Genomic DNA, 25,473 nt, shown 5'->3' with positions numbered 1-25,473 from the left:
ACGATCAGAGGCGGAGCCGGCGCTCGGCGGGGCCGCACCACTCGGCGAGCAGGACCGTGGCGTCGTCGTCGAGCCGACCGTCCCGGTAGGTCAGGATGCTCTTGATCAGGCGCCGGAGGGTCTCGGGCACGGGGAGCTCGGCGGTGTTGTGCCGGATGATGAAGTCGACGAACCTGGGCAGGCCGAACTCCTTCCCCTCCCGGCTGCCCGCCTCGATGATCCCGTCGGTGTAGAGCAGCAGCCTGTCGCCGGGCTCCAGCTGTTCGCGGCACAGGACGACGGGAAGGCCGAGGTCCAGGCCCATGGGGTGGGCGGGCGGGCACTCCAGCGTGACGGTCCAGCGGCCGCCGCGGATGATGATCGGTGGGTGGTGTCCGCGGTTGACCCAGGTGAGGACGCCGGTGGTGACATCCAGGTCGGCGACGACCGCCGTCACGTAGCGCGTGCTGCGCCCGAACTCCTCGATCAGGACCCGCTCGATCGCCTCCGTGTTGGGCGCCGGCGGCATGTCATGGCGGCGGTGGTTACGGCAGGCCGCCATGGCCAGGGTGGCGGTCAACCCGGCCGAGACGTCGTGGCCCATGGCGTCGAAGACCGCGAGGTGCAGAGTGTCGCCGTCGAGGGCGTAGTCGAAGGCGTCGCCGCCCACCTCGTAGGCGGGCTCCATCACGGCGCTCACGGTCACCCGGCTGGTGGCGAAGGTCAGTGGCGGCATGAGCCGCCACTGCAGCTCGGCGGCCACGTTCATCGGCTGCGAGCGCACCAGGCGCGGGAAGGTGTCGCTGTGGGCGCGCTGGCTGCTCACGATGAGTGCCACCAGTGACGCCAGGGGCCGCATGGCGTGCTCGGCCCCTTCGCGTCCCCGGGGAACGGTGGCCCGCAGGATGCCCAGCCGTTCGGTGCCGTCCAGGATCGGCACCCACCAGTCGGTCGTGGCGTCGCCGGGAGCGGCTCTGGCCAGGACGCGGACCTCCTGGAAGGCCCTTCCTGCCAGGGTGGTGTCCATGCCGAGCTCCGCCGGACGCAGACAGGCGTCCTGTCCGGCGCCGTCGCCGTGCCCCGCAAGCAGGCGCAGCACGTTCTGCTGCAGATCGGCCAGGTAGATCAGCACCGGGTCCATGCCCACGCGGGCCGCGTGCAGGCTCACCAGTGCCGGCAGCTGCTCCAGCGTCGCCTGGTGGCTGGCCTCGAGCAGCCCGGTGATCATGTCCTCGATTCCGGTGGAATCGTTCATGGCGGCACCTTCGTTCGCACTCACCTGCCACATACCCATTGTCGCGTCGCCACCATGGGGGGCGACGGCCGCCGAGTTCCTCGAATTCCACTGACACGAGATGGCAGTGGACCCGCCCTACGGTCCGTCACATGAACGACTTCGACTTCTACACCGGCACATGGGACGTCACCAACAGGCGAAGGACCGACTTCCTCGAGGAGTCGTGCTTCCTGCGAGAGGCGACCGAGTGGGAGGAGTTCCCCGCCGTCAGCCACGCCTCCCGGCACTTCGGCGGCGGAGCGAACTTCGACGAGATCGAGTTCCCGACGAAGGGGTTCCGCGGGCTCACCCTGCGGCTGTACGACCCCGCGAGCGAGGAGTGGTCCCTGAACTGGGTCAACAGCCGCACGGGCACGCTGACCCCGCCGGTCGTCGGCAGGTTCACCGGCGGCAGGGGCGAGTTCTACGGGGACGACACCGTCCGGGGCAGGGACGTCAGGGTGCGCTTCATCTGGTCGGACATCACCGAGCGGTCCGCCCACTGGGAGCAGGCGTTCTCCGTCGACGGCGAGCGGACCTGGATCACCAACTGGCACATGGATTCCACGCGGCGCTGATGCCCAACCTTTGACAAAGCAATCCCTACTGGAAGATTGGCCCCAAATCCTCAGTGGAATGATGCGGGTTGCCGTGTCCTCTCCCCCGCAAGGCCGTCACGGCACAACGGGAATCGGGGGATTCCATGAGTGATCATCAGGATGTCTCGGCCCCTGACCGCCATGGCTCGCAGGCGGACGGGACCCCACGATGAGCACTGAGACCAGGATCGAGGCCGCACGCAAGCTGCCGCTGCCGACGCTGACCGCGATGGTGGTCGGCTCGATGGTCGGCGCGGGCGTGTTCTCGCTGCCGCGCAACTTCGCCCAGGCCACGGGGGTCCTGGGAGCGATCGTGGCCTGGACGATCGCAGGCGTCGGCATGCTCATGCTCGCCTTCGTCTTCCAGACGCTCGCCGTACGCAAGCCCGATCTCAACGCGGGCGTCTACGCCTACGCCAAGGCGGGGTTCGGCGAGTTCCCCGGGTTCTTCTCCGCTTTCGGCTACTGGGCCAGCGCCTGCGTCGGCAACGTCTCCTACTGGGTGCTGATCAAGTCGACGCTCGGCACGGTCGTCCCCGGCTTCGGCGAGGGCAACACGATCCTGGCCGTGGCCGTCTCGGCAGTGGGCGTCTGGGCGTTCCACGCCATGATCATGCGCGGGGTGAAGGAGGCCGCCTCGATCAACAGGATCGTGACGGTCGCGAAGCTGGTCCCGATCGTGGTGTTCATCGTGATCGTCGCGGTGGCGCTGCGCGGCGAGGTGTTCTCCGCCAACCTGTGGGGCGGCGGCGAGCGGTCACTCGGCGCGCTGTTCACCCAGGTCAAGGCAACGATGCTGGTCACCGTCTTCGTCTTTCTCGGAGTCGAGGGCGCCAGCGTGTACTCCCGCTACGCGCGCAGGCGGGAGGATGTCGGAAAGGCGACCGTGCTGGGCTTCCTCAGCGTGCTCGCCCTGTTCGCCTCCGTCTCGATCCTGTCGTACGGCGTGCTCCCCAAGGCGGAGCTGGCCACGATCCGCCAGCCGTCCATGATGGGCGTGCTGGAATCGGTGGTCGGCCCGTGGGGTTCGGTCTTCATCGGCCTCGGGCTCATCGTCTCGGTCCTCGGCGCCTACCTCGCGTGGACTCTCATGGCGGCCGAGGTGCTGTTCGTCGCGGCGAAGGACGACGACATGCCGGCCTTCCTCAAGCGCGAGAACCGCAAGGGGGTGCCGGTGGCCGCGCTGCTGATGACCAGCGGCCTCATCACCGCGGTGCTGGCGATCACGCTGTTCTCCGACGACGCCTTCGCCTTCACGCTCAAGCTGTGCAGCTCGCTGTCGCTGGTGCCGTACCTGCTGGCCGCGGGCTACGCGCTCAAGCTCGCCGGCGGGTGGGGCGAGGGGGAGGACGACAGGCGTGGGCCGGCCAAGGATCTGCTGGTGGCCGGGCTCGCCGTCGTCTACACGGCGTTTCTGATCTTCGCGGCGGGGCTGAAGTTCCTGCTGCTGTCGTGCATCATCTACGCGCCTGGAATGATCTTGTTCATCATCACCCGGCGCGAGCACGGCAGGCGGATCTTCTCTCCCGCCGAACTGGTGCTGTTCGTCGTGGTCCTCGTGGGCGCGGTCGTCGGGGTCGTCGGCCTGGCCACCGGCCTGATCACGATCTGACCGGCCGACGTGGCCAAGGGCCGCGTGACCTGCCCCGTCCCGCGCGATCCACCCGAGTTCTCCACACCCTGTGGACGAAGCCGAATCTGGGGCCCTAGGCGGGTATCTACAAAAGAGGTACGTTCCGAGGGCGTCGGGGGGATCTTGCACACCCGTGGTCCCTTGGAGGAGCCTCATGCACTTACCCTTCCGCAAGGCCATCGCCGTAGCCGCGGCACTCGCCCTACCGTTCTCGCTGTCCCCTCCCGCCAGCGCGGGACCCGTCGACGACGTGTTCGCCAAGCTGCTGGTCAAGCAGGTCAAGGGCGCCAACGTCAAGAAGCACCTGGACGCGTTCCAGTCCATCGCCACCGCCAACGGCGGCACCCGCGCCGCGGGCACCTCCGGCTACGACGCCTCCCGCGACTACGTGGCGGGCAAGCTGCGCAAGGCCGGCTACAAGGTCACGCTCCAGCCGATCAACTACGTCGAGACCTGGACCGAGAACACCCCGCCGGTGCTGGGCTCCTACGTGCCGAACGAGGACTTCTTCACCTTCCAGCCCTCACCGGCGGGTGACGTCACCGCGCAGGTCCAGGGCGTGGACCTGACGCTGCCGCCCACCCCGACGCCGACCTCGACGAGTGGCTGCGAGATGTCCGACTTCTCGGGCTTCGTCGCCGGACGGATCGCGCTCATCCAGCGCGGCACCTGCCCGTTCGCCACCAAGGTACGCAACGCGGGCACCGCCGGCGCCTCCGGGATCATCGTCTTCAACGAAGGCCAGCCGGGCAGGACCGAAGCCTTCCCCCTGGACCTCGGCGAATGGCGGGCGGGAGTCCCGATGGTCTTCGCCGACTTCGCCGTCGGCCAAGCGCTGGCGGGCACGCCGGGCGCCACCGTCCGCCTCAAGGTCGACTCCACCCTCGTGCTCGGCACCGACGAGAACGTGATCGCCGAGACCAGGGTCGGCGACCCGAGCAACGTCGTCATGGTCGGCGCGCACCTCGACAGCGTTCCCGAGGGCCCCGGCATCAACGACAACGGCTCAGGGTCCGCCGCCATCCTGGAAGCCGCCCTGCAGATGAAGCACTTCCCTGTACGCAACAAGGTGCGCTTCGCCTTCTGGGCGGCGGAGGAGATCGGCCTGCTCGGCTCCGACCAGTACGTCGAGAAGCTGCCGCAGGCGCAGCGCGACCAGGTCAAGCTGTACCTGAACTTCGACATGGTCGCCTCGCCCAACTACGCCTACAAGCTGTACGACGGCGACGACTCCGACGGCACCGGCTCCCCTGCGGGCCCGCCGGGATCGGCCGAGATCGAGCGGCAGCTGAAGGCCTTCTTCACCAGCCGCAGCCTGCCCACCGTCGGCACCGACTTCGACGGCCGCTCCGACTACGGGCCGTTCATCGCGATCGGCATCCCGTCAGGCGGCATCTTCACCGGCGCGGAGCAGCTCAAGACCGCCGAGGAGGCGGCCATGTTCGGCGGTACGGCGGGCGTCGCCTACGACGTCTGCTACCACCAGGCCTGCGACGGCATCGCCAACGCGAACGCGACCGCGCTCGACGTCAACGCCGACGCGATCGCCGACTCCGTCGCGCGCTACGCCTTCAACATCCGCGACATCCCCGGCAGGCAGACCGCCTCGGCGGCCCGCTCCGCCGTACGGGCAGCCGACGGCGGCGCCGCGAGCTGACCCCACCCGTGACCGTATGGGCAGCCGACGGCGGCGCCGCGAGCTGACCCCACCCGTGAGGGAGGGCGGTGTCCCATCGGAACCGCTCTCCCTCCATCGCACCCTCTGTCCATCCCCACGGAGGAACCGATGAAGTCCCGCATCCTCGTCGTGGCCGCCGCGCTCGCGCTGGCCGCCGCCCCCCTCACCCCGGCCGCCTCGGCGGCCGCCCGCCTGGCGCCGCCCAACATCTCGCTGGCCAACGTGAAGGCCCACCTCGGCCAGCTGCAGTCCATCGCCTCCGCCAACGGCGGCAACCGCGCCCACGGCAGGCCCGGCTACCTGGCGTCGGCCAACTACGTCAAAGCCCAGCTTGACGCGGCCGGGTTCCAGACCGTCCTGCAGTCGTTCACCTACAACGGAGCGACGGGCTACAACGTCATCGCCGACTGGCCGGGCGGCAACCCCGACGACATCCTCATGGTCGGCGCGCACCTTGACAGCGTGACGGCCGGGCCCGGCATCAACGACAACGGCTCGGGCAGTGCCTCGATCCTGGAGACCGCGCTGGAGGTGTCGCGTCAGGCGTTACAGCCGACCAAGCACCTGCGGTTCGCCTGGTGGGGCGCGGAGGAGCTCGGGCTGCGCGGCTCCCAGTTCTACGTCAACAACCTGTCGACCGCCGACCGCGCGAAGATCAAGGCGTACCTGAACTTCGACATGGTCGGCTCGCCGAACGCGGGCTACTTCATCTACGACGGCGACAACTCCGACGGCGTCGGATCCGGTCCCGGCCCGACGGGCTCGGCCGAGCTGGAGCGGACGCTGCAGGACTACTTCACCTCGATCGGCGTGCCGACCAGGGGCACCGACTTCGACGGCCGCTCGGACTACGGGCCGTTCATCTCCCGCGGCATCCCCGCGGGCGGTACCTTCACCGGCGCCGAGGGCGTCAAGTCCAGCGCCCAGGCCCAGCTCTGGGGCGGTACGGCTGGACAGGCCTTCGACCCCTGCTACCACCGGTCGTGCGACACCACGGCCAACATCAACGACACGGCGCTGGACCGCAACGCCGACGCGGTCGCCCACGCCGTGTGGACGATCGCCACGGCCGTGCCTCCGGTGACCGTCTGGTCCGACGACTTCGAGACCGCCACGGGCTGGACCGCCAACCCGGGCGGCACCGACACCGCCACCACGGGGCTCTGGGAGCGCGGCGACCCGGAGGCCACCAGTTCCAGCGGCACCAAGCAGGTGGGCACCACGGTGAGCGGCGTCAACGACCTGGTGACGGGACGGCTGGCGGGCGCGAGCGCGGGCGACCACGACGTCGACGGCGGGCTCACCTCGATCCAGTCGCCTCCGATCACGCTTCCGGCGAGCGGCGTGCTGCGCGTGTCGTTCTCGTGGTACCTGGCGCACGGCAGCAACGCCTCCAACGCCGACTTCTTCAGGGTCAAGGTCGTGGGCGCCACGACCGGCACGGTGTTCCAGCAGCTGGGCGCCGCGTCGGACCGCGACGGCGGATGGGTGGCCTCCACCGCGGACATCTCGGCGTTCGCGGGGCAGACCGTCCGCATCGTGTTCGAGGCCGCCGACGCTCTGGGGGCGAGCCTCGTGGAGGCGGGTGTCGACGACGTCAAGGTAACCCGCCAGTAGCCCGTTCTTCCGGCGCCGCCCCTTTGACGTGGGGCGGCGCCCTTCCACACCCGCGACGGGTTCGCGCTCGACCCGGCGTATCACCTTTCTGACCGGGTAGTTCCTGCTCCAGTGCTGCGGCTTTCCGCTCTCTTTGTCGCTTGTTACAACGGCCGCGGTGTGATGGAAAGTCCGGTCGGCGGTTGAGTGGAGGTTGACCAGGAGGTCAGGAGGCGCGCGATGGTGGGACCAGGGGAAGGTGCCGCGGGAAACCGCACGGCACACCTGATCATGACCGCGCTGCCGTACGTCATGATGGGGATCGTGACGGTGGTCGACCTGCTGTCAGGGCCCGAGTTCGACTTCCTGTCCCTGCTGGCGCTCGGCCCGGCCTTCGCCAGCCTCGTGGGAAGCGTCAGGCGCACGGTCCTCATCGGGGTGATCGGGCTGGTGCTGTCCCTGCTGCTGGCCGTCTTCGACGGCCTGCTCGGGTCGCGGCAGAGCTACCAGAGCCTGCTGGTCATCGCGGGCGTCACCGCGGCGAGCCTGGTCGCCACGGTGGGCAGGCAGCGGCGCGAACGCGAGCTGGCCAACGTGCGCTCGGTGGCCGAGGTGGCCCAGCGCGTGCTCCTGCGTCCCGTGCCGCGGCGGGTGGGAAACCTGCGGGTCGCGGTCTCCTACACCTCGGCCGCCGCCGACGCGCACATCGGCGGGGACCTGTACGAGGTCGTGACGGGGCCGACGGGCGTCCGAGTGATCGTCGGCGACGTGCAGGGCAAGGGCCTGGAGGCGGTGGAGACCGCGGCGATCGTCCTGGCCGCCTTCCGCGAGGCCGCGCATGACGAGCCCGACCTGCTGGGGGTCAGCACCCGACTGGAGAAGGCGCTCAACCGGCGGCTCGAAGGCGAGGACTTCGTCACCGCCGTCCTGCTGGAGGCGAGTTCCGAGGGCATGATGACGCTGCTGAACTACGGGCACCCCGCTCCCTTGCTCCTGCACGCCGACGGCCGTGTCAGCTTCGCCGAGCCCGAGGAGACGGCGCCGCCCCTCGGCATGGGCGTGCTCGACGTCGAGGGGCCCCTGCCGTACCGCGTCAGGTTCCGCCCTGGCGACCAGTTGCTGCTCTACACCGACGGGGTCATCGAGGCGCGCGACCCGGAGGGCAGGTTCTATCCGCTGGCCGAACGGGCCTTCCTGCTGAAGAACGACACCCCCGAGGCGGCGCTGGAAGCCCTCCGCGTCGATCTGGTCGCCCATGTCGACGCTCCGCTGCACGACGACGCGGCCATGCTGCTGCTCCGTCAGTATGGAAGAGACCTCAAGAGCTGGGGACGAGCGGCGGCTCCGCTCATGGGATGACCTCAGGGAGACGACCCTCAGGGAGACGACATGGTCAAGCATGCCGGCGGAGCGGGCACGATCGACCACCCGCGCGCCTACGAGCTGTTCTCGTCCCTCGCCTTCCTGGGACGGCGCAGGGAGGTCTTCGCGCGGATCGGGGCGCTGTCGGGCGCCCGTCCGGGCGACAGGGTCCTGGACGTCGGGTGCGGGACCGGTTACCTGACCCGGGTCCTGTCCCCGCTCATCGGCCCGGGCGAGCGGGTGACGGGCGTCGACCCGTCGCCGCAGATGATCGGGTACGCCAGGGAGCGGGCCCCGGCCAACTGCGTCTACCTGGTGGGCGAGGGCCAGGCGCTGGACCTGCCCGACGCCTCCTTCGACGTCGTCGTCTCCACACTCGCCATGCACCACATGCCGGCCGCCGCGCGGGGCGCCGCCGTACGGGAGATGGCCCGCGTGCTGCGGCCCGGCGGCAGGCTGCTGATCGTCGAACTCCGCCCGCCGACCGGCGGGCCGGCCAGGCTGATCGCCGGGCTGGTCGCGGCCCACGCCATGCGGCACGGTCCCGAGGAGCTGATCGACGAGCTGATCCCGCAGGCCGGGTTCGACATCGAGAGCAGGGGCACGCTGCCGCCCATGCTGTACTACGTCAGGGCCGTGGTAAAATGAAATGACCAGTGAGGCCGCTTCCCGCGTGACGGGGGCGGCCATTCTGCTTTCTACGTGACGACGAAGGAAGTGGAATGACCATCACATCACTGCCCCGCCAGCTCGCCCGCACCAGGCGCTTCACGCTCGGCGTCCCGGCGGCTCTCACCGTCTCGCCCGACGGCGCCACCGTCTTCTTCCTGCGCAGCAGGGCGGGCGACGATCCCGTCTCCTGCCTGTGGGCGCTGGACGTGGCCACGGGGGAGGAGCGGCTGCTCGCCGACCCGCTGGTCCTCCTGGAAGGTGAGGAGGAGCGGCTGTCGCAGGAGGAGCGGGCCCGCCGCGAGCGCGCTCGCGTACTGTCGTCGGGCATCGTCGCCTACACGGCCGACGCCGCCTGCGACCTTCTCGTCTTCGCGCTTTCGGGACGGTTGTGGACGGTCAGGACCCGTGACGGCGAGGTCAGGCGCCTCGCCGCCGCCGAGCCGGTCGCCGACCCGCGCCCCGACCCTGCGGGCCGCCGGATCGCCTACGTCAGCGGCGGCGCGCTGCGGGTGGTCGAGGCCGACGGAACGGGCGATCGCGCGGTCGCGGTGCCCGAGGGGGCCGAGGTCGTCTACGGGCTCGCCGAGCACGTCGCGGCCGAGTCCATGGGCAGGCGCCGCGGCCACTGGTGGGCGCCCGACGGCCGTTCGATCCTGGTGGCCAGGGTGGACACCGCTCCCGTCCAGCGCTGGTACGTGTCCGATCCCGCCGATCCCGCCAAGCCGCCGGTGGCGATCCGGTACCCGTCCGTGGGCACCGCCAACGCCGAGGTGAGCCTGTGGATCGTGGGAACGGACGGCGGGCGCGTCGCCGTACGGTGGGACAGGGAGGGGTTCGAGTACCTGACGGCCGCGGGCTGGGACGCCGCAGGGCCGTTCGCCGCCGTGCAGAGCCGTGACCAGCGGCACGTCCAGGTGCTCGGCGTCGACGCCGAGACGGGCGCCGTCGAGGTGCTCTCGGAGCGGCGCGACGCGGCATGGGTGACGCTCGTCGAAGGGCTGCCCACGCGTACGCCGTCGGGCGCGCTGCTGACCTGCGCCGACCTCGATGACACGCGCAGGCTGCTGCGGGAGGGGCGGCCCGTCACGCCCGTCGGGCTCCAGCTCCACGCGGTCCTCGCGGTGGACGGTGAGACCGTCCTGTTCACCGCGTCGGACGAGCCGACCGAGACGCACCTGTGGGCGCACGACCCCGAGCGCGGCCTCCGGCGGCTCAGCGGTGGGCCAGGCGTCCACGGCGGCACCCTCCGGGGTGGCTCCACAGTCCTCGTCTCCCGCACGACGCAGGGCGAGCGCGTCACGGTCCTGCGCGAAGGGAGCGAGGTCGAGGTCCTTTCGCGTGCCGAGCGCCCGGTGCTCGACCCCCGGATGGAGCTGCTCAGCCTCGGTCCCCGCGCCCTGCGCGCCGCCCTGTTCCTGCCGTCGTGGCACCGCGCGGCCGACGGCCCGCTGCCGGTGCTGATGGACCCGTACGGCGGGCCCGCCATGCGCAAGGTGACCGCGTCGCTGTCGTGGCCTGTCTACGTCTCACAGTGGTTCGCCGAGCAGGGCTTCGCCGTCCTGGCGGTGGACGGCAGGGGCACGCCGGGCCGCGGGCCCGCGTGGGAGAGGGAGATCCACCTCGACCTCGCGGGGCCCGTGCTCGACGACCAGGTGGAGGGGCTGCACGAGGCGGCGAGGCGGCGCACCTGCCTCGACCTCACCAAGGTGGGCGTCCGCGGCTGGTCGTTCGGCGGGTTCCTGGCGGCCATGGCCGTCCTGCGCCGCCCCGACGTCTTCCACGCGGCGGTGGCCGGTGCCCCTGTTACCGACCAGCGCCTGTACGACACCCACTTCCGCGAGCGCCACCTCGGCCACCCCGACGAGCACCCCGAGGCCTACGACCGCAGCTCGCCGATCAAGGAGGCGGCGTCGCTGAGCCGCCCGCTGTTGCTGGTGCACGGCCTGGCCGACGACAACGTGGTCGCGGCGCACACGCTCCGGATGTCGGCCGCGCTGCTGGAGGCGGGCAGGCCGCACGAGGTGCTGCCGCTGCCCAGTGCCACGCACCTGGCGACGGCGGAGAACCTCCTGGTCCACCAGCTGGAGTTCCTGCGGCGCGCGCTGGGGCTGGAGCGGCCCGCGCGCGGCGCCGATCAGGACCTGGTCAGCTCGGCGACCGCGGCGGCCACCCTGTCGACCTCCTCTTCGGTGTTGTAGTAGTGGGGCGACAGGCGTAGCGCCCACTCGACGTCCTTGTCCGCGAAGTCGTACTGGGCGAACTCGCGGAAGCTGAGCGCCGAGTTGATGCCGCGCTCGTCCATCGCCTGCTTGAACGGCTGCGGCCGCCATCGCTCGACCTCGAAGGTGACCAGCGCGGCCGGGCTCGGCCCCCTGTCGAGGGTGCGGACGCCGGGGATGGCGGCCAGCCGGTCGCGCAGCCGCGCGGCGAGGGCGGGCGTGCGCAGGGAGATGGGTTCGAGGCCCACCGCCAGCGCGTACCGCGCGGCGGCCGCGCAGCCGAGCAGGGTGGAGTAGGGGAACTCCCACTCCTCGAAGCGGGCGGCGGTGTCGACCGGCTGGTAGCGGTCGGCCTCGACCCAGCGCGCGCCGTACATGTCGATGAACAGCGGCTCGTATCCCTCGCGCAGGACCCGGTCGGACACGTAGAGGAAGCCCGAGCCCCTGGGGCCGCGCAGGAATTTGCGGCAGGTGGCGGTGAGCAGGTCGCAGCCGATCTCCTCGACGTCGATCGGGTACTGGCCGACCGACTGGCAGGCGTCGACCAGGTAGAGCAGATCGAGCTCGCGGCAGTGCCGGCCGACCTCGGCGATCGGCTGGACGAGCCCCGAGTTGGTGGGCACGTGGGTGACGGCCACCAGCCTGGGACGCAGCTCGCGCATGAGCGCGGCCATGGCGTCGACGTCGACGCCGCTGCCGTCGGGGTGGTCGGGGGCGTGCACGACCCTGACGCCGAAGCGCTTGCGCAGCGCCATGAAGGCGATCTGGTTGGAGATGAAGTCGTTGCGCGTGGTGAGGATGACGTCGTCCGCGTCGAAGGTGATCGCCGACAGCGCCTTGGTGTAGGCGTGGGTGGCGCTGCCCGCGAAGGCGATGTTCTCCGGGCGGCAGCTGATGAGGTCGGCGATGGCGGCGTAGAAGTCGCGGACCTGCTCGGCCATCGCGGCCGAGGCCTCGTAGCCGCCGATCGCCGCCTCCAGGTCGAGGTGGTCGACCATGGCCCGCAGGACCGGGCGGGCGAGCAGGCCGCAGCCTGCGTTGTTGAAGTGGACGACCTTCTCGCAGCCCGGCGTGTCGGCCCTGAGTGCCGCGATGTCGAGAAGCGATTCCTTCGTGCGCACAGAAGCGCTTTCCTGATCTCTCATGTCCTAGAGTAGCATTACTGACCTCATCGCATGATCGAGAAGCGTGTCCGGACGTATCGGGAATGGGGTAAGTTCTCGGATCACTGATCGCCCACAAGCCGACAAGGCCGGAGGTCGAGGACGTGAACGCGGACAGTCCCGCGTGGGAAATACGCAGTGCCGTACGGGTGATCTCGCCCGTGCAACCCCGCAAACTCGCCAAGGTGCCCTTCGTCGAACTGGCGGACGGGCGGCTGCAGGGCGTCGTGTCGAGCGGGTCTGACATCGCGAGGGTGTACGTCTCGTCGATCGCCGCGACGACCCATGACTTCAACTGCAGCACGAACAACAACCGCCCGTGCGGCGGCCTGTACGGAGGGCCGTGCAAGCACCTGGTGGCGCTCGTCGACGAGGCGATCGTGCAGTACGGCCTCGACCGGGTCGCCAGGTACCTGCGCGTCGAGGTCGGCGAGGGCGAGCGCCTGATCCGCAAGCTGGAGGGCGGCCACGAGCCGGCTCCCGCGGCCATGGTGTTCAGCCGCTTTCTGCGCCACCTGGCCTACCTGGAAGTGCCGGAGTCCACCATGCCCGTCCCCGAGATGCATTGGTTCCGTTGATGCGACTGGACGCTCCCCCGCAGGGAGTCGAAGAGGCCCTCGAGGTCGTGACCGGGATCGACGAGGCCCTGACGCACGGGCTCGCGCGATCCGGAGGAGAGCGGCTGAAAGCGCTGGCGGGTGCGCTCGCCACGACGCCGATCGGGCCGCGCGTGGCCGAGGCGACCGAGAAGATCGCCACGGGCTCCGTCGCCGAGGAGCACCTGATGGCGCTGGCAGGCGGCAGGTCCGCGCTGCTCGGCGCCGTCCATGACGCGCTGCTCGACCAGCTCGACACCTCTCTGGGCCGCAAACGCGCGTCCTTCGTCCCCGGCGAGGGCGCGTCGAAGGCGAACGAGAGCTGCAGGTCCTGGCTGAGCGAGCTGGCCATCACCGGCTGGCGCGGCGTCGACCACGACCTGGTGTCGGCCTCCTCGCAGGTGGTCGAGGGGCTGCTGGCCGAGCCCGCCACGCGCCGCCTGGCCGTCCTGCTCGACGGGCTCGCCGCCGAGCTGAGCGCCTCCTCTCCCGTCGCGGCGATGGAGCGGCTGCCCGCGCGGAGGTGGGCCGACCTGTGGTCGAGGGCCCTGCTGCTGTCGCAGGGCGGCTGGCCCGACGCCGCGGGCGAGGAGGTGTCGGGCCGGCTGCTGATCCTCGGCGTCGAGGTGCAGGAGCACGGCACCGCCGTACAGGTGCAGGTCCACGGGGTGCTGGAGGCGGACGGGCAGAACCTGCTGGTCCGCACCAGCGTCGCCGTCGCCAAGGTCGACACGATCGTCGGGCTCGCGCTGTGGCCGCTGCTCAGCGGCTACCCGCTGCTGCTGAGGGCGCTGGCCGAGCAGCGCGCGGTGGAGGTCAAGGGGCTGACGCTGCTCAGCGGCGGCGACCTGCTGTGGCAGGAGGACAAGGTCACGCTGAAGGACCCCGCCGACCCGTTCGTGACGGCCAGGGTGCTGCTGCCCGAGGCGGTCGCGCCCGGCGTGGCGCCGCTGGAGCGGCACCCCGTGCGCATCGCGGAGCCCGTGCTGGTCGAAGGCAAGCTCAGCGACCACACCATCGAGGGGCTGACCACCGCGGGGCCCGTCACCGCGGACCTGGCCGCGGGCGCGACGGCCTGCGTCGGGCTCATGCGATGGGACGGCGGGCGCTGGATCCTTCAGCCGCTGGCGGTGCAGAAGGGCAAGAAGTCGCCGCACAACGCCGAGCTGGCACTGAGCCCGAAGGCCACCAAGGCGGGCGAGGCCGTGACCGTGCTCAGGGAACGAGCGGGACGGTTGCTGCGCAAATGAGCGACGAGAACAGAAGGCAGGTGCTCTACTGGCGCCTCCTCGCGCGGGTGTTCGAGCCCGACGAGCAGCCCTCGCTCGAGTCGGCCAGCGTCGCCATCGTGGACGACCTCGGGCTTCCGCCCGCGCTGCTCGACCCGTCGATCTCGATCGACAACCTCGTGCAGCGTTTCCCCGACCTGCGCGACCAGCTCGACAACCTCCACGACCTGGACAGCGTCCGCAAGGCGGCCCTGGTCAGCAAGCTGATGCTCAACGTCTTCAACACCGGCTCCGGTACGGTCACCGCCACCCAGCTGGCCACGTGGAAGAAGGACGCGGCCTGCTACCAGGAGCTGATCGGCGACGAGGCGGGCCAGCTCGCCCAGATCGAGGGTGACCTGGTCAAGCGCATGCACCTCAGGGAGGTGCTGAACGACCCCAACCTGGCCAAGCAGCTGACGCCGAGCATGTCGCTCATCGAGCAGCTGCTGCGCGACAAGGCCAACCTGTCGGGCGTCGCGCTGGCCAACGCCAAGGCGCTGATCCGCAGGTTCGTCGACGAGGTGGCCCAGGTGCTGCGCACCCAGGTCGAGAAGACCAGCACAGGCACGATCGACAGGTCGGTGCCGCCCAAGCGCGTCTTCCGCAACCTCGACATCGAGCGGACGATCTGGAAGAACCTCACCAACTGGAGCCCGGAGGATGAGCGGCTGTACGTCGACCGCCTGTTCTACCGGCACACGGCCAAGAGAACGACGCCCGCGAAGATGATCGTGGTCGTCGACCAGTCGGGCTCGATGGTCGACGCGATGGTCAACTGCACCATCCTCGCCTCGATCTTCGCCGGGCTGCCGAAGGTGGACGTGCACCTGGTCGCCTACGACACCCGCGCGCTCGACCTGACGCCGTGGGTGAACGACCCCTTCGAGGTGCTGCTGCGCACGACGCTGGGCGGCGGCACGGACGGGACGGTCGCGATGGCCCTGGCCAGGCCGAAGATCAGTGATCTTCGTAACACCGTCATGGTGTGGATCTCCGACTTCTACGACAACCGGTCGCTGATCACCGACTTCGAGTCGATCCATCGCTCGGGGGTGAAGTTCATCCCCGTCGGCTCGGTGAACAGCTCGGGTCAAGCGAGCGTGGACCCATGGTTCCGCCAGAAGCTCAAGGACCTGGGCACTCCGGTAATTTCCGGACATATTCGCAAACTTGTGTTCGAGCTCAAGAGCTTTCTCTCCTAGGAGACCCTGTTGCTGCGCGCCCCCGCTGAAACCAAGTACGCCGAAGAGCTCGACTACCTGGAGTCGATCGACAAAGGCCCCAAGCCGTTCTCGTGGCGGCTCAGCCCCCGCATGGTGCGGATCTTCGTGCTGGGCTCCGAGCGCTCCGACGGCATCGACCGCGAGATCCCGCAGAAGTGGTTCGGCGACCGCAGCTTCGTCGAACGCGCCATCGTCACGCTGGCCTCCGACCGCGGCCTGCTGCTGATCGGCGACCCCGGCACGGGCAAGAGCTGGCTGGCCGAGCTGCTCGCCGCCGCCATCTGCCGGAACTCCACCCTGGTCGTGCAGGGTACGGCCGGCACCACCGAGGACCACATCAAGTACTCGTGGAACGTCTCCATGGTCATCGCCAAGGGCCAGTCCCGTGAATCGATGATCCCCTCGCCGATCATGACGGCGATGGAGCAGGGCGTGATCGGCCGCTTCGAGGAGCTGACCAGGTCCACCAGCGACGTGCAGGACGCGCTCATCTCGATCCTGTCGGAGAAGTACGTCTCCATCCCCGAACTCGACGACGACAACATCGTCTTCGCCCAGCCCGGCTTCTCCATCATCGCCACGGCCAACAGCCGCGACAGGGGCGTCAACGACCTGTCCTCCGCGCTGAAGCGCCGCTTCAACTTCGTCCGCATCCCCGTCGTGACCAACAAGAAGAGCGAGGCGGAGATCGTCCGCTTCCGCACGACGGAGCTGCTGCGCAGGCACCAGATCGAGCTGGACGTGCCGCCCACGCTGCTGGACATCCTGCTCCAGAGCTTCTCCGACCTGCGCGCCGCGGCCGCCTCGGCCACCGGCGACGACCAGAAGCTTGAGTCGGCGCTGTCCACGGCCGAGCAGATCGGCGTGCTCGAGGACGCCATCCTGCACAGCAACTTCTTCGGTGACAGCACGCTGCGGGCCGGCACGCTCGCGAGCTCGCTGGTCACCTCGCTGGCCAGGCGCAGCCCCGAGGACCTCGCCATCCTCAACAAGTACCTGCACGGGGTCGTCGAGCCGCGCAGCAAGAAGGACGGCGGCGAGTGGCCCGAGTTCCTCGACGGCGGTCGTCAGGCGATCGCCACCCTCTCATGAGCGGACCCTTCGACCCGCTGCGCGAGCAGCTCGCCACGGCGGCCGAGGCCTTCGCGGGCGACGGCATCCTCCCCGGGATGGTCGACGACGTCGAGCGGGCACTGGCCGAGGAGCTGGAGATCTTCCCCGTCTGCCACCACTCGCCCGCCTCGGCGCTGGCGATGGTGCGCAGGCTGAGGGAGAAGCAGCCCAAGGTCATCTACCTGGAGCTGTGCGAGGACCTGCGGCCCGTCCTCGACGAGCTGGTCAACTGCCGCCTGCCGGTGGCGCTGCAGGCCTTCGCCACCGAGATCGAGGGGTTTCCTCCCGAGTGGGCGCCGCTGAGCGTGATCGCGCCCATCACCGAGGCGTCGGCCGAGTACCAGGCCATCGCCTACGCGCTCGAAACCCCCGGCGTCGAGATCGTGCTGGTGGACCGCTCGGTCGACCACGTCTTCCAGTGGGAGCCGCGCGAGCGGGGTGACGACAAGGTCGTCGACACCGTCGGCGTCGAGATCGGCGACCTGCGCCCCCGCTTCGCCGAGCTGGAGGAGCACCTGCTGCATCACGGCAAGGTGCGGCACTGGTCGGAATGGTGGGACCAGTACGTCGAGCAGCCGCTCTCCGGCGCAGACTACGACACCTACCGGCAGGTCATGGTGCTGATCGGCAGCCTGTTCCGCCGCCTGCGCCCCCACGGCAACGAGGTCGACGAGGACCGCGAGCGCTACATGTGGACCCGCATGCGCGAGCACCTCGCCGCCACCGGCGCCGATCCCTCGACCTGCCTGTACGTGTGCGGCGCCTTCCACGCCGCCAGCCCGGTGATGGGCGAGCACCTCGACATCACCCCGCGCTCGGAGACCCGCTGGCTCTACGGCCTCATCCCCTCCAGCCACTCGCAGATCGAGTCGCAGTTCGGTCTCGCGCCCGGCTCGGTGTCGATCGCCTCGGCGACGTGGGACAAGTCGGTCCAGCGCACCGGCGTCACGCCGTTCCAGCTCGGGAGCAAGCGCAAGGGCCGCGCCAAGCCGCCCGCCGCGCCCCAGCCGGTGACCGACCGGCTGTCCGGCTTCCTGCGGCAGCCGCCCTCGCTCGACTCCTTCGACGAGGCCGAGCTGCTCGGCTGGTGCGTCGACATCGTACGGCTGGCCCGCCGCAACGGTTACCAGTCCAGCACCGCCGACGCCATCGCCGTGTACGAGACGTCGATCCTGCTGGCGGGCATGCGCAACAGGAAGCGGCCCACGCCGTACGACTTCCAGGACGCCGCCGTCACCTGCATCGAGAAGGACGTCGTGCCAGGCAGGCGCGACGTGCGCCGCCTGTGCGAGATCATGCTCGGCGGCGACAGGATCGGCCAGGTCGGCTACGATTCGCTGCCGCCCCTGGCCCGCGACATCCTCGACCGCCTCGCGCCGCTCGGGCTGGACCTGCAGAAGCGCACGCTGTCGAGGGCGCTGATGAACCTCGACGCCAACCCCGAGCTGGTGCCGTGCTCGGACCTGCTGTGGATGCTGCGCTACCTGCTGCCCGAGGGCGCGGTGAAGCCCATCATGGGCTCACGCGTGCTGGGCGAGCGGTCCATCCAGGAGAGCTGGGACCTGTGGCTGGGCAAGCACCAGCGGGACCTGATCGAGCTCGGCTACGAGGGCGTGACCGTCGAGCAGGTGCTGGAGCAGCGGCTCCGCACGGCCGCGTGGGACCAGAAGGCGACCGCCGCCAAGGTGCTCGCCGCGGTGGAGGACTCCATCCTGTTCCTGGGCAGCCGCAGGTTCACCGACGAGCTCGGAGCTCGCGCGGTGGAGCTGTTGTCGGCCGAGCGGACCGTCGACGACGCGCCGGAGGTGCTGCGCAGGATCAGGAGGCTGCTGGCCTACTACAGGTCGGCGGGCAACGGGCTGCCCGGCTGGTGCCAGGCGTTCGTCACCACGGGCTACGCCCACTACTGCACGCTGCTGCCCACCGCCTTCATCGACGAGGAGTCAGGCGTCAGGCAGGTCGGCGCGATGCTCGGGTTCCTGTTCTCCATGGAGAGCCTCGCGCTGTCCCTGGGCTGTGACAGGGCGCAGCTGGAGCTCGCCGTGCAGCAGTCGCATCCCGAGGTGCCGGCGAAGGTGGCGCTGCTGTGGACGGCGAAGTTCCAGCTCGGCCTGCTGTCCATGGCGGGGCTGCGGGCGCTCGCCGACGACCTGCTGGACAACCCGCTCGTCGTGCCGTCGGTGCCGCTCTACGTCTCCGGCTTCGTGCAGGCGCTGGAGTCCGCTCCCGTGCTGACGTCCTTCGTCGTCGAGGTGCTGTCGAACGCGTTCGGGCGGCTGCCCGACGACGTGCTGATCCCGTGGCTGCCACAGCTGATCACCGCCCTGCGCAACGAGGCTCCCGAGCTGGTGCCCTCGCTGGTGCGCGAGGCCGGCCGTACCTTCCCTGGCACGCTGGCCGCCGTCGACGCGTGGGTGCCGCCGTGGTCGGCGCAGGCCGCGCCGCCGTCGGCCACGCCTGTCGTGGCGGGCCCGGTCAGTGATCTGCTGGCCGCCCACCCCGCGGCCACGGACGCCGTCGCCGCGGTGCTCGGGTGCACGGGCGAGTGGCGGCAGGGCGGGGACGACGACGGAGCAGCCGCCGGGCACCCCGAGGTCGCGAGCCTGCTGGCCGCCCACCCCGAGACCGCCGGCGCCGTCGCGGCACTCCTCTAGTCATCGAGCGGTGAGGCCGCGCACGCCGGGGGACAGCAGCGCGGCCAGACCGCACAGGACGACGATGGCCGCGCAGCCCAGCAGCGCGGGGGCGGGCCCGATCACGATGGCGACCGGGCCCGCCACCAGCAGCCCGATCGGGCCGAACATCAGCGAGCCGAGCGCGTCGTAGGAGCTGACCCTCGACAGCGACTCCGTGGGGATCTCCCGCTGCATCGTGGTCTGCCACAGCACCCCGAAGCAGTCCATGCAGACGCCCATCACCGCCGCACCCGCCACCACCGTCCAGAGCGGCGCCCCCACCCCCAGCAGCAGGTACGGCAGCGCCGTGGGGAGCGTCAGCAGGGTCCCGAGCAGGATCGGCCGCCTGGGACGCAGCCGCATCGCGAGCACCACCCCGCCGATCATCCCGACGGCCTCGCCCGCGAGCACGGCCGACCACGCGGGCGCGCCGCCGAGGCTCTGCTTGGCCATCAGCGGGCCGAGCACGCCATGCGCCGCCTGCATGGCCATGACCAGCACGGAGAACTGGGCGACGACCACCCACAGCCACTGGCGGGACCTGAACTCGAGCCACCCGTCCCGCAGATCGGCCGGCACCGAGTGGCCGGGCCCCGCCGACCTTCCGTGCGGCCTGAGCCTGAGCCCTGCGACGCAGGCGGCGCCCACCGCGAACATCGCGCCGCTGATCACCAGCGCCCACCCGCTGCCGACCAGCGCGACCACGGCTCCGCTCAGCACCAGCCCGACCACCCGCCCCGCGTTCGCGCCGAGGCCGAGCAGCGCGTTGGCCGTCTGCAGCCGCTCGGAGGGAACGACGTCGGGGATGATCCCCGTCAGCGCGGGAAACATGATCGCCACCGCGATGCCGCTGAGCGCGGCGGCGATCACCAGGGCGGGCAGCGGTGTCCAGTGGACCAGCAGCATGACGGCCAGGCTCGTGAACGCCGCCGCGCTCAGCAGGTCGGCGGCCAGCATCACCCTGTTCCTCGGCAGCCGGTCCGCGATCACGCCGCCGATCAGCATGAACACGACCATCGGCACCGCCTCCGCGACCAGCACGACCGACAGCGTGGTGGCGTCGGCGCCCGGCAGGCTGAGCACGCCGAAGGCCAGGGCGACGGGTGCGAAGGAACTCCCGATGACGGATACGGTCCTGGCCGCCAGCAACAACGCGAAGCCGCGCTCGCGAAGCAGGCCGAGATCGTTCACCGGCGCCCCCTGTTCCCCTTCGCGAAGAGCCTGCGCAGTCCTTCGTCGATGTGTTCGAGTGAGATGCCACCGTAGCCCAGAACCACACCGGGCTCGGGGACGCCCGCGTAATAGGTCGCCAGGTCCTCGACCGCGACCTCGGGCGCCCCTGCGAGGTCGACCTCGCCCCTCGCGCACAGGTGGAGCCCGGCCGCCGAGGGCACCAGTTCGAGCCGGTCGGCCAGGAAGGCGGCGATGCGCGCGTGCCTGGCCGCGTACACCCTCGTCGCCTTGCGCACGTGCCTGGCCAGCAGCCCCTCGTCGATGAACCTGGCCAGCGCGGCCTGCGAGGTCGCCTCGCCGTGCCAGTCGGTCAGCTGCTTGGCGGTGCGCAACGCGGGCTGGAGGGAGGCGGGGGCGACGAGGAAGCCGATCCGCAGCATCGGGGCCAGCGTCTTGGAGAACGAGCCCACGTAGACGACCCTCCCGCTGCGGTCCAGGCTCTGCAGCGGTTCGAGCGGGCGGTCCTCGAAGCGGAACTCGCTGTCGTAGTCGTCCTCGATCACCACCGCGTCGCGCCGCTCCGCCCACGCCAGCAGCGCCGTACGGCGGGCCAGCGACATCGGCGTCCCGAGCGGGAACTGGTGCGAGGGGGTGACGTAGACCAGCCGGGCGGCGCGGGGGATGGCCGTCACGTCCAGCCCCTCCGCGTCCACGGGCACGCCCGCGACGCGCGCCCCGAGCGAGTGGAACAGGCGCCTGACCGGCGCGTAGCCCGGCTCCTCCACCGCCACGCAGTCGCCCGGCTCGATCAGCACGCGGCCGATGAGATCGAGCGCCTGCTGGGCGCCCTGCGTGACGATCACGTCGTCGGGCGCCGCTCTGACCGACCGCGCGATCCCGAAATAGCGGGCTATGGCGTCGCGCAGGCCCGCGTGACCCTCCGGCGCCAGGTAGCCGGCCGCCGAGACCCGCAGCTCCCTGGCGACCAGGCGCCGCCACGTCTCCATCGGGAACAGCCGCAGGTCGGGAGTGCCGACCCTGAAGTCGAAAGCGGGAGGCGTGCGCGTGGTGGTCTTGGACGGGATCGAGCGCCACACCGCCCGCGGCTGCACGCCGCTCCCCTGAGGCGCCCTGCGCCCCAGGGCCGCGCGTGCCGGCGCGCACACGAACGTGCCCGCGCCCGCCCTGCCGACCAGGAATCCGTCGGCCATCAGCCGGTCGTAGGCGACGGCCACGGTGTTGCGGGCGACGTCGAGGCTGCTCGCGAGCTCCCGTGTGGGCGGCAGCCTCTCGCCTTCTCTGAGCCGGCCGTCGAGAATGGCGTCACGCAGTTGACGGTAGATCTGAGCGGCCAGCTCACCCCTGCCACTGAGGCTGACGTGGAATTCCATCTTGGCCCAATCGATCGATTAGAAATTGGAGCTTACAGGCGGCCAAGGCGCCACCCTAGTCTGGCCGTATGACGCAGAGAATGGACCTCGGGAAGCTCGCCCCCGAGGCATACAGGGCAATGGCGGGACTGGAGAAGTACATCGCGGCCAGCGGCCTGCCCAAGCCCCTCCTCGAGCTGGTACGGCTGCGCGCCAGCCAGATCAACGGATGCGCCTACTGTGTCGACATGCACAGCAGGGACGCCAAGGAGGGCGGCGAGAGCGACGCGCGGATCAACGCCGTGGCCGTGTGGCAGGAGGCGCCCTGCTTCACCGAGGCGGAGCGGGCCGCGCTCGCGCTCACCGAGGCGGGCACCAGGCTGAGTACGGGCTCGGTCTCCGACGAGGTGTGGGCGCGGGCGGCCAAGGTGTTCTCCGAGGCCGACCTGGCCGCGCTGGTGGTGCAGATCACCACCATCAACGCATGGAACCGCATCGGCGTGATCACCCACATGACGCCGGAATCGTTCAAGTAGATGAACCCGCGCCGCGTCCTCACCCTGGCCCAGCTGTCGAACGCGATAGGCGACGGCGCCTACGTCGTCACCTCCACGCTGTACTTCAGCAGGATCGTGGGCCTGTCACCGGTCGAGATCGGCCTCGGCCTGACCATCGGCTGGGCCGTCGGCACGGTGGCCGGCGTCCCGCTCGGCAACCTGGCCGACCGGCGGGGGCCGCGCGGCGTGGCGGTGCTCCTGGCGGTGGCGACGGCCGCGGGAGTCGGCTCGTTCCTCGTGGTGCGCTCGTTCCCGCTGTTCGTGCTGGCCGTGTGCCTCTACGCGAGCGCGCAGACGGGCCTGTCGGCCGCCCAGCAGGCGCTGCTCGCGGGCCTGGTGCCGCCCGCCGAGCGCACCCACGTGCGGGCGGTGCTGCAGTCGACGCTGAACGGCGGGCTCGCCGCTGGGGCCGGCCTCGGCGGCCTGGCGCTGCACTTCGACACCTCGACGGCCTACCTGGCCGTCTTCGCCGTGGACGCGGCGAGCTATCTGGTGGCGGCGGCGGTGCTCACCAGGGTGCCCGCCGTACCGGCGGTGGCCAGGGTGAAGGGGGAGCCGCGCCTCGCGGTGCTGCACGACCGGCCGTACGCGGTGATCACGTTGCTCAACACGGTCATGCTGCTCTACCGGCCGCTGATCAGCCTGGTGCTGCCCCTCTGGATCGTCCAGCGGACCGACGCGCCCGCGTGGACCGTCTCCGCCGTGCTCGTGCTCAACACCGTGTGCGTCGTGCTGTTCCAGGTGCGCGTCGCGCGCAGGGTGGTCGACCTGGCCTCGGCCTCCCGAGCGGTACGGCTGGCCGGGCTGGTGCTGTTCGTCTCCTGTGTGGTGTTCTCGCAGGGCGACACGGTCATGCTCCTGCTGGCCGCGGCGCTGCTGCAGGTGCTCGGCGAGATGATGCTCGCGTCGGGCGCATGGGAGATCAGCTTCGGTCTCGCGCCCGCCGACAAGCAGGGCCAGTACCAGGGCTTCTTCGGCATCAGCACCGCCATCGCCAGGATGGCGGGCCCCGTCCTGCTCACCGGTCTCGTCATCGGCTGGGGCACGCCCGGCTGGCTGGTGCTGGGCGGCATGTTCGCGGCGGCCGGCGCCGCGATGGCGCCGGCCGTCCGCTGGGGACTACTTGAAGCCGCGAAGACGCAGGCTGTTGGTGACGACGAAGACGCTGGAGAAGGCCATCGCGGCACCGGCGATCATCGGGTTGAGCAGGCCGAGCGCGGCTAGCGGGAGCGCGGCCACGTTGTAGGCGAAGGCCCAGAACAGGTTGCCCTTGATCGTGGCCAGCGTCCTGCGCGAGAGCCTGATCGCGTCGGCGGCCACCCGCAGGTCGCCGCGGACCAGCGTGAGGTCGGAGGCCTCGATCGCCGCGTCCGTGCCCGTGCCCATCGCCAGGCCCAGGTCGGCCTGGGCGAGCGCGGCGGCGTCGTTGACGCCGTCGCCCACCATGGCGACCGTCCTGCCGTCGTCCTGCAGCCGCTTGACCACGTCGACCTTGTCGGCGGGCAGGACGTCGGCGATGACCTCGTCGATCCCCACCTCCGCCGCGACCGTCCTCGCGACCTTCTCGTTGTCGCCGGTGAGCAGCACGGGAGTCAGGCCCAGCGCCCGCAGCCGCTGGATCGCCTCCTTGGAGGTCGGCTTGACGACGTCGGCCACCACGAGAACCGCGCGCGCCCTGCCGTCCCAACCGACCGCCACGGCGGTACGGCCCGCCTCCTGCTCCCGCTCCAGGGCCTGCGCCAGATCCTCGGGCAGGTGCTGCGACCATTCGGCCAGCAGCCTCGGGCGGCCCACGAGCACGGCGTGCCCGTCGACGATGCCCTGCACGCCCAGCCCCTCGACGTTGGCGAAGTCCTCCACCGTCGCGTCCGACTCGGCGGCCCTGGCGACCGCCTGCGCGATCGGGTGCTCGGAGGCGTGCTCCAGCGCTCCCGCCAGACGCAGCACCTCCTCGCGGTTCTCGCCCTCGGTCAGGTGGACGGCCGTCAGCGTCATCCTGCCCTCGGTGACCGTGCCGGTCTTGTCCAGGACGACCGTGTCGATCTTCCTGGTCGACTCGAGCACCTCGGGGCCCTTGATCAGGATGCCCAGCTGCGCGCCCCTGCCCGTGCCCACCAGCAGCGCCGTGGGCGTGGCCAGGCCCAGCGCGCAGGGGCAGGCGATGATCAGCACGGCGACCGCCGCGGTGAACGCCGCGCCCGCGCCGCCGCCGGTGCCCAGCCAGAAGCCGAGCGTGCCGACCGCCAGGGCGATCACGATGGGGACGAAGATGCCGGAGATCCTGTCGGCCAGCCGCTGGACCTCGGCCTTGCCGGTCTGCGCGTCCTCCACCAGCTTGGCCATCTGGGCCAGCTGGGTGTCCGCACCCACCTTCTCCGCCCTGACGACCAGGCGGCCGCCCGCGTTGACCGTCGCGCCGACCACGCGGTCGCCGGGCCGCACCTCGACGGGCACGGACTCGCCGGTCAGCATCGAGGCGTCGACCGCGCTCGAACCCTCCTCGATCACACCGTCCGTGGCGATCTTCTCGCCTGGCCGCACGACGAAGCGGTCGCCGACCTTGAGCCGCTCGGCAGGGACGCGCCGCCCGTCCACCAGCTCGACGTCCTTGGCGCCCAGCTCGAGCAGCGCGCGCAGCGCGGCGCCCGCCTTGCGCTTCGACCTGGCCTCGAAGTAGCGCCCGGCCAGGATGAACGCCGTCACGCCCGCCGCGGCCTCGAGGTAGATGTTGCCCGAGCCGTCGGTCCTGGCGATCGTGAACTCGAACGGGTGCGTCATGCCGGGGGTGCCCGCCGTACCGAGGAACAGCGCCCACACCGACCACGCGAAGGCGGCCAGGGTGCCGATGGACACCAGCGTGTCCATGGTCGCGGCGCCGTGGCGCAGGTTCGTCCACGCGGCCTTGTGGAACGGCCAGCCCGCGTAGACCACGACCGGCGCGGCCAGCGTCAGCGACAACCACTGCCAGTTGGTGAACTGCAGCGGCGGGATCATCGCCATCGCGATCACCGGCACGGCCAGCACCACGGAGGTGATCAGCCGGTTGCGCAGCGGCCTGAGCTCGTCCTCCTCCTCGGCCTCGCGCTGCCCCTCGGCCTGCTGCCTGGGGAGCTCGGCGGTGTACCCGGCCTTCTCCACCTCGGCGACCAGCAACTGCGGGTCGAGCCCGTCGGGGAAGGTGACCTTCGCCTTCTCCGTGGCGTAGTTGACGGTGGCGGTCACGCCCTCCATCTTGTTGAGCTTGCGCTCGATCCTGTTGGCGCAGGAAGCGCAGGTCATCCCGCCGATCGAGAGTTCGACGGCTGTCTCGGTGGCCAT

General features: G+C 70.7%; 19 protein-coding genes. 14 read left to right on the top strand and 5 right to left on the bottom strand.

Features of this window, described 5'->3' with window-relative positions; all coding sequences use genetic code 11:
- Positions 1-4 precede the first annotated feature (4 nt).
- The gene (locus ACFSKW_RS14820; protein ID WP_379572802.1) at positions 5-1,234 is read right to left on the bottom strand and encodes a PP2C family protein-serine/threonine phosphatase; all 1,230 of its coding nucleotides are present in this window, start codon (positions 1,232-1,234) and stop codon (positions 5-7) included.
- A gap of 131 nt (positions 1,235-1,365) precedes the next feature.
- On the opposite strand from ACFSKW_RS14820, the gene ACFSKW_RS14815 reads away from it, so the two are divergent.
- From ACFSKW_RS14815 to ACFSKW_RS14785, 7 genes are all read left to right on the top strand, one after another.
- Positions 1,366-1,833, top strand: coding sequence for a hypothetical protein (locus tag ACFSKW_RS14815; protein WP_379572801.1), 468 nt, complete (start codon positions 1,366-1,368; stop codon positions 1,831-1,833).
- Between the two features lie 190 nt (positions 1,834-2,023).
- A complete protein-coding gene (locus ACFSKW_RS14810; protein WP_379572800.1) occupies positions 2,024-3,466 on the top strand; it encodes a basic amino acid/polyamine antiporter in 1,443 nt (480 codons plus the stop codon).
- Between the two features lie 175 nt (positions 3,467-3,641).
- The gene (locus ACFSKW_RS14805) at positions 3,642-5,144 is read left to right on the top strand and encodes a M28 family metallopeptidase (protein WP_379572799.1); all 1,503 of its coding nucleotides are present in this window, start codon (positions 3,642-3,644) and stop codon (positions 5,142-5,144) included.
- A gap of 129 nt (positions 5,145-5,273) precedes the next feature.
- On the top strand, positions 5,274-6,782 hold the full coding sequence (locus ACFSKW_RS14800) for a M28 family peptidase (protein WP_379572798.1): 1,509 nt from the start codon (positions 5,274-5,276) through the stop codon (positions 6,780-6,782).
- A gap of 219 nt (positions 6,783-7,001) precedes the next feature.
- Positions 7,002-8,120, top strand: coding sequence for a PP2C family protein-serine/threonine phosphatase (locus tag ACFSKW_RS14795; RefSeq protein WP_379572797.1), 1,119 nt, complete (start codon positions 7,002-7,004; stop codon positions 8,118-8,120).
- Positions 8,121-8,150: 30 nt separating this feature from the next.
- The gene (locus tag ACFSKW_RS14790; RefSeq protein WP_379572796.1) at positions 8,151-8,771 is read left to right on the top strand and encodes a class I SAM-dependent methyltransferase; all 621 of its coding nucleotides are present in this window, start codon (positions 8,151-8,153) and stop codon (positions 8,769-8,771) included.
- A 74-nt stretch (positions 8,772-8,845) separates the two neighbouring features.
- Positions 8,846-10,993: a S9 family peptidase gene (locus ACFSKW_RS14785; RefSeq protein WP_379572795.1), complete on the top strand. Its 2,148-nt coding sequence runs from the start codon at positions 8,846-8,848 to the stop codon at positions 10,991-10,993.
- Here the strand turns inward: ACFSKW_RS14785 and ACFSKW_RS14780 are convergent.
- On the bottom strand, positions 10,930-12,135 hold the full coding sequence (locus tag ACFSKW_RS14780) for an aminotransferase class V-fold PLP-dependent enzyme (RefSeq protein WP_379572794.1): 1,206 nt from the start codon (positions 12,133-12,135) through the stop codon (positions 10,930-10,932). The two genes, ACFSKW_RS14785 and ACFSKW_RS14780, sit on opposite strands and share 64 nt — an antisense overlap.
- A gap of 146 nt (positions 12,136-12,281) precedes the next feature.
- On the opposite strand from ACFSKW_RS14780, the gene ACFSKW_RS14775 reads away from it, so the two are divergent.
- Genes ACFSKW_RS14775 through ACFSKW_RS14755 form a run of 5 tightly spaced genes read left to right on the top strand, consistent with a single transcriptional unit; the run spans position 12,282 to position 19,034 of the window.
- Entirely contained in the window at positions 12,282-12,755 is a 474-nt protein-coding gene (locus ACFSKW_RS14775; protein ID WP_379572793.1) for a hypothetical protein, read from the top strand.
- A complete protein-coding gene (locus ACFSKW_RS14770; protein ID WP_379572792.1) occupies positions 12,755-14,023 on the top strand; it encodes a hypothetical protein in 1,269 nt (422 codons plus the stop codon). The genes ACFSKW_RS14775 and ACFSKW_RS14770 overlap by 1 nt, the downstream gene beginning before the upstream one ends.
- Positions 14,020-15,246, top strand: coding sequence for a VWA domain-containing protein (locus ACFSKW_RS14765; RefSeq protein WP_379572791.1), 1,227 nt, complete (start codon positions 14,020-14,022; stop codon positions 15,244-15,246). Before ACFSKW_RS14770 ends, ACFSKW_RS14765 begins: the two co-directional genes overlap by 4 nt.
- Positions 15,247-15,255: 9 nt before the next feature.
- A complete protein-coding gene (locus tag ACFSKW_RS14760) occupies positions 15,256-16,359 on the top strand; it encodes an ATP-binding protein (RefSeq protein WP_379572790.1) in 1,104 nt (367 codons plus the stop codon).
- Positions 16,356-19,034 carry a DUF5682 family protein gene (locus tag ACFSKW_RS14755; protein ID WP_379572789.1) on the top strand — a complete coding sequence of 893 codons (2,679 nt, stop codon included), beginning with the start codon at positions 16,356-16,358 and terminating at the stop codon, positions 19,032-19,034. The genes ACFSKW_RS14760 and ACFSKW_RS14755 overlap by 4 nt, the downstream gene beginning before the upstream one ends.
- Here ACFSKW_RS14755 and ACFSKW_RS14750 read toward each other — a convergent pair whose 3' ends face one another.
- Entirely contained in the window at positions 19,035-20,246 is a 1,212-nt protein-coding gene (locus tag ACFSKW_RS14750; protein ID WP_379572788.1) for an MFS transporter, read from the bottom strand.
- Positions 20,243-21,619 (bottom strand): MocR-like pyridoxine biosynthesis transcription factor PdxR, encoded by a 1,377-nt coding sequence (gene pdxR / locus ACFSKW_RS14745; protein WP_379572787.1) that lies wholly within the window; start codon positions 21,617-21,619, stop codon positions 20,243-20,245. Before pdxR ends, ACFSKW_RS14750 begins: the two co-directional genes overlap by 4 nt.
- Positions 21,620-21,687: 68 nt before the next feature.
- On the opposite strand from pdxR, the gene ACFSKW_RS14740 reads away from it, so the two are divergent.
- Both ACFSKW_RS14740 and ACFSKW_RS14735 read left to right on the top strand, forming a co-directional pair.
- Complete coding sequence (locus ACFSKW_RS14740; protein WP_379572786.1) at positions 21,688-22,134, top strand: carboxymuconolactone decarboxylase family protein; 447 nt, start codon at positions 21,688-21,690, stop codon at positions 22,132-22,134.
- Entirely contained in the window at positions 22,135-23,379 is a 1,245-nt protein-coding gene (locus tag ACFSKW_RS14735; RefSeq protein WP_379572785.1) for an MFS transporter, read from the top strand.
- On the opposite strand, the gene ACFSKW_RS14730 is transcribed toward ACFSKW_RS14735, so the two are convergent.
- Positions 23,275-25,473, bottom strand: coding sequence for a heavy metal translocating P-type ATPase (locus ACFSKW_RS14730; protein ID WP_379572784.1), 2,199 nt, complete (start codon positions 25,471-25,473; stop codon positions 23,275-23,277). The two genes, ACFSKW_RS14735 and ACFSKW_RS14730, sit on opposite strands and share 105 nt — an antisense overlap.

The organism is Nonomuraea mangrovi (assembly GCF_042681425.1).
In the GTDB taxonomy this organism is placed as follows: Bacteria; Actinomycetota; Actinomycetes; order Streptosporangiales; family Streptosporangiaceae; genus Nonomuraea; species Nonomuraea mangrovi.
Note: the sequence above shows the minus strand (reverse complement) of the source record. Positions and strands in the feature narration are given on the sequence as shown.

What these genes read in the sequence shown, in the direction of transcription:
- ACFSKW_RS14820 (WP_379572802.1), bottom strand. Translation starts at nt 1,234, where the DNA reads ATGAACGATTCCACCGGAATCGAGGACATGATCACCGGGCTGCTCGAG.
- ACFSKW_RS14815 (WP_379572801.1), top strand. Translation starts at nt 1,366, where the DNA reads ATGAACGACTTCGACTTCTACACCGGCACATGGGACGTCACCAACAGG.
- ACFSKW_RS14810 (WP_379572800.1), top strand. Translation starts at nt 2,024, where the DNA reads ATGAGCACTGAGACCAGGATCGAGGCCGCACGCAAGCTGCCGCTGCCG.
- ACFSKW_RS14805 (WP_379572799.1), top strand. Translation starts at nt 3,642, where the DNA reads ATGCACTTACCCTTCCGCAAGGCCATCGCCGTAGCCGCGGCACTCGCC.
- ACFSKW_RS14800 (WP_379572798.1), top strand. Translation starts at nt 5,274, where the DNA reads ATGAAGTCCCGCATCCTCGTCGTGGCCGCCGCGCTCGCGCTGGCCGCC.
- ACFSKW_RS14795 (WP_379572797.1), top strand. Translation starts at nt 7,002, where the DNA reads ATGGTGGGACCAGGGGAAGGTGCCGCGGGAAACCGCACGGCACACCTG.
- ACFSKW_RS14790 (WP_379572796.1), top strand. Translation starts at nt 8,151, where the DNA reads ATGGTCAAGCATGCCGGCGGAGCGGGCACGATCGACCACCCGCGCGCC.
- ACFSKW_RS14785 (WP_379572795.1), top strand. Translation starts at nt 8,846, where the DNA reads ATGACCATCACATCACTGCCCCGCCAGCTCGCCCGCACCAGGCGCTTC.
- ACFSKW_RS14770 (WP_379572792.1), top strand. Translation starts at nt 12,755, where the DNA reads ATGCGACTGGACGCTCCCCCGCAGGGAGTCGAAGAGGCCCTCGAGGTC.
- ACFSKW_RS14765 (WP_379572791.1), top strand. Translation starts at nt 14,020, where the DNA reads ATGAGCGACGAGAACAGAAGGCAGGTGCTCTACTGGCGCCTCCTCGCG.
- ACFSKW_RS14755 (WP_379572789.1), top strand. Translation starts at nt 16,356, where the DNA reads ATGAGCGGACCCTTCGACCCGCTGCGCGAGCAGCTCGCCACGGCGGCC.
- pdxR (WP_379572787.1), bottom strand. Translation starts at nt 21,619, where the DNA reads ATGGAATTCCACGTCAGCCTCAGTGGCAGGGGTGAGCTGGCCGCTCAG.
- ACFSKW_RS14740 (WP_379572786.1), top strand. Translation starts at nt 21,688, where the DNA reads ATGACGCAGAGAATGGACCTCGGGAAGCTCGCCCCCGAGGCATACAGG.
- ACFSKW_RS14735 (WP_379572785.1), top strand. Translation starts at nt 22,135, where the DNA reads ATGAACCCGCGCCGCGTCCTCACCCTGGCCCAGCTGTCGAACGCGATA.
- ACFSKW_RS14730 (WP_379572784.1), bottom strand. Translation starts at nt 25,473, where the DNA reads ATGGCCACCGAGACAGCCGTCGAACTCTCGATCGGCGGGATGACCTGC.